The following is a 3,544-nucleotide window of genomic DNA, read 5'->3' on the forward strand; positions in this document are numbered from 1 at the left end:
TGGCGGAAATCAAACCCTCGGGATTTGCTGGTGTTATTCCTATTGATGGGATTACAGTTGTTGGACAGCGTGTGCTGGCTCTGTTTGTTCTGGCCACTCTTTTGTGGACTACGGAGCTTGTACCTGCCTACGCAACTTCCCTGCTAATTATTGGCTTGCTTGCAGGAACTGTTTCCAATAATGCGCCTTTTCCTCTGCGTGCCGGTGTTCCTGCAGACATGCTGTTTGACTATGAGCATGTTCTTGGAAGCTTTGCTTCGCCCATTATTATCTTGTTTATGGGGGGCTTCTTTATTGCGTCTGCTGCCTCAAAATACAAGCTTGATATTAATGTGGCGCGAGTCCTCCTGAAGCCCATTGGCAGCAATTATTCTCTGGTTTTACTGGGGCTGATGGTGATTACTGCTGTGTTCTCCATGTTTATGAGTAATACGGCTACAACAGCGATGATGCTTGCGATTCTAGCTCCTTTGATGAAAAACCTTGAAGAAGGGGACCCTGCGGCTAAGGCCATGGTTATGGGGGTACCTGTTGCCGCGAACCTGGGTGGCATAGGTACGCCTATCGGTACCCCCCCTAATGCCATTGCGTTTCGCTATCTTGTTGGCGAGCACAGCCTCAGCTTTGGCGGCTGGATGCTGTTCGCTATTCCGCTGGCCTGTGTGCTCATTCTGATCAGTTGGATTGTGCTTCAGAAAATTTATCCAGCCCGTGTAAAGACGATTAAAGTGGAAATTAACTCTACTTTTGAGCAGTCTCTTAAGGCTTATATTGTTTACGCTACTACTGTTCTGACTCTTGTCCTTTGGATGACATCTGGTTTCCATGGTATGAATTCTTACGTGGTTGCCTTGCTACCGGTGGTGGTGTTCTCCATGACGGGCATAATTGATGCTGTGGATATCAGTCGTATTAACTGGGCTGTGCTCTGGCTGATTGCCGGCGGTATTGCTCTGGGTTACGGACTGTCTACCAGTGGTTTAGCGGAGCAGGTTGTTCATACTCTGCCTATGGGGACCCTGGGCGCTCTGCCAGTGCTGATTGTGCTTTCTGTTCTGGCTATGGTGATGTCTACTTTTATGTCTAACACTGCGACCACAAATTTGCTTATGCCGATTGCTGTTTCTATTGGAAGTGCAATGACTGGCGTGGAAGAGTTTGGAGGGTTGAGCCTGATTGTTATTGGTGTGGGCCTGTCGGCCTCAACAGCTATGGCGCTGCCCATCAGTACACCGCCTAACGCTCTGGCCCATGCAACTGGCATGGTAACAACTGGCGACTTCTTTAAGACCGGCAAGTTCATCAGTGTTATCGGACTGATTCTGGTTCTTATAACCGTGATCTCTCTGGGATCTATCGGTTATTTCTAAAACAAAAAAGAAAACAAAAAAGGAGAAAACAAAAAAGGACACCCATTGATTGCAGCCTATAGTGAGCCTGTAATCAGTGGGTGTCCTAGATTAGCACCATGGGTTCCGCAAGACTCATAACTGCCCAGCCATATGCGTTGATATGGCTGGATTTATGGGTTGGCTACAGAGGTTTGCCCCCATATATGAAAGTCGCTAAACCCAAGCGGGTTAACGCTTGGAAGGCCCCGGCATCGGAATGAGCTGGCTGCCTGTTGAGCTCTGCATTGCCATAATTGTTGGGAAACCAGTGTGAGGTGTGGGGAGCCTCGGGTAGGGCTGAGGCATAGTAGGAATAGGGTGCAAGTTTTTGGGAATTATGTGTGCAGGAGGTCGTACGGCAACAATGTGACTCATCCTGGCTAATTGCTCATTGCTTTGCATGAGTTCCTTTATGTCAACTACTTGAGTGAAGACTGATGGATGCCTCATGATGAATGAGTTCCCTCCTTCTGATTGGTGCATGATATCGCCAGGAAAGAGAAGAAGGGGGTAAGGGTCTTCTTCTGACATGCCGATTTCTGCCCCCTCACTTCTTGAAGCTGGTGCTTGCTGAATCACTGTTGCTGGGGGGGTGGTTGGGTGGTTCTGCTTAGCAATAAAATCAAGAAGCGAATGGTTAAGTTCTTGTGTTATTTCCTTTAATTGTGAAATATCTTGCTGTACAGCTTTAGAAACGGTGGTTTGCAGGTCGACTTTACTTGTAAGTTCTGTGGTAGCCTCTTTCAGTTGTGCGGTATCTGCTCTCAGTTGTTCGGTATCTGTTCTCAGTTGTATGATACTCGCTCTCATTTGTCTGATACCTCCTGTTAGTTGTGGCATGTGATCTGTCAATTGTGTGGTATATTCAGCCAGTTGTCCGATCTCTTCTACCACTTGTCTGACGTCTCCCATCGGGCGTGTGGTACCTCCTGCCCGTTGTGTGGTACTTCCTGCCCGTTGTGTGGTTGCGGGAGAGGAAGGCGAAGGTGCTGTTGGAGCTGCTATCTTGATTATTTTTCTTCTTGATGGGGGAGGAGTTTGCTTGACTATCTGACAGTCTTCAGGTTTTTTTTCTTCACTCTTCCCCTCGCCATTTATTTTTCGCTTTGGTTTCTCTGAGTTACCACTTAACGCAGGTTTTATTGTCTTGCCCTGGCTGTTTTTCTTTCTCTTTTTCTTTTTGGGGTACTCATCTTCATCATCATCATCTTCGCCACTTGGAGGAGTAAACTGAGCTGTTCGCCACTCTAGTAGCGGAGGGGCTTCCTTAACGGATTGTGAATGGGGTGTTACATCTTCCAAATGGGCAAACATACATATATCGGCCCACATCACGGTAACTATGTCGGCGTAAAGTTTTAATACATCTTCATTGTCTTTTAGTTTGGGGAAGTGGTCTGTAATGTGTTTGCTTAAAATACTGGTAACACCATAGCGTTTGCGCATGTTATCAATGTTGTAACCCAAATCTTCGACGGTTTCATTTAATATTCTGTCGACATTCCCTGCAAGAAATTCTTGCATTTCGTGGAGTAACTCCTGGATTGAGTCCCAGCAGGAATACATGCTAGGTAAATCATCATCAGTATAAGGCTGCCTGACCTCTTCAAAAGAGGCCTTAGCGGTAGGAATAAAATCTTGGGCAATAATATTGTTGAAATCCCATAGGTTGTCTCTCACCCAAGGGTTGAACCATTGGTTTTCCTCCCTGGTTTTTTGAAAAACAAGGGGAAGTAGCTTTTCCTGCTCGAAACCTAAACGGACCAGTATGTCGACTCTGGCACCTAGTTCTTCATAGTTTATGGGAGACGGAGTGAGTACTTCCCGCACCTTTCTATCCATAGCTGCAACAAATTCCTTTTCGGTTACTGTTTCTTCAATATTGAGCTCATTAAAAATTTCTGTGAGTCGGGCAGCTTTGGCTGTAAATACTGGGAAAAGTGTCAGGATAGTAATAGACAAAGTGAAGAATAAAAAACTGACTCTCGGTAACGGCATGCTTTAACTTCCTCCATAGATCTCTGTTATTGGTACCGGGGGGGCAAGTAATAGCAGGGTTCTGCGAGTCTTGCCTGCTACGTGACCAGAGTTGTGACGCGTCAAGAGTGGAAAAAGACGCTGGCTATAGTGGACCCCAAAAACTGGACCACTGG

Annotated in this window: 2 protein-coding genes; one reads left to right on the forward strand and one right to left on the reverse strand. The window is 46.5% G+C overall.

Annotation, left to right across the window (positions count from 1 at the left end; translation table 11 throughout):
• Positions 1-1,370: SLC13 family permease (locus tag E1189_RS02645; protein WP_230460070.1), on the forward strand; the 1,370-nt coding region annotated here is incomplete at its 5' end.
• A gap of 210 nt (positions 1,371-1,580) precedes the next feature.
• Here the strand turns inward: E1189_RS02645 and E1189_RS02650 are convergent.
• On the reverse strand, positions 1,581-3,389 hold the full coding sequence (locus E1189_RS02650) for a hypothetical protein (RefSeq protein WP_155158510.1): 1,809 nt from the start codon (positions 3,387-3,389) through the stop codon (positions 1,581-1,583).
• Positions 3,390-3,544 lie beyond the last annotated feature (155 nt).

Origin of the sequence: Parendozoicomonas verongulae (genome assembly GCF_009711465.1) — a bacterium.
GTDB classification, from domain to species: Bacteria; Pseudomonadota; Gammaproteobacteria; order Pseudomonadales; family Endozoicomonadaceae; genus Sansalvadorimonas; species Sansalvadorimonas verongulae.

Bases quoted from the DNA above. Each gene is read 5' to 3' on its own strand.
- E1189_RS02650 (WP_155158510.1), bottom strand. From the start codon at position 3,389: ATGCCGTTACCGAGAGTCAGTTTTTTATTCTTCACTTTGTCTATTACT.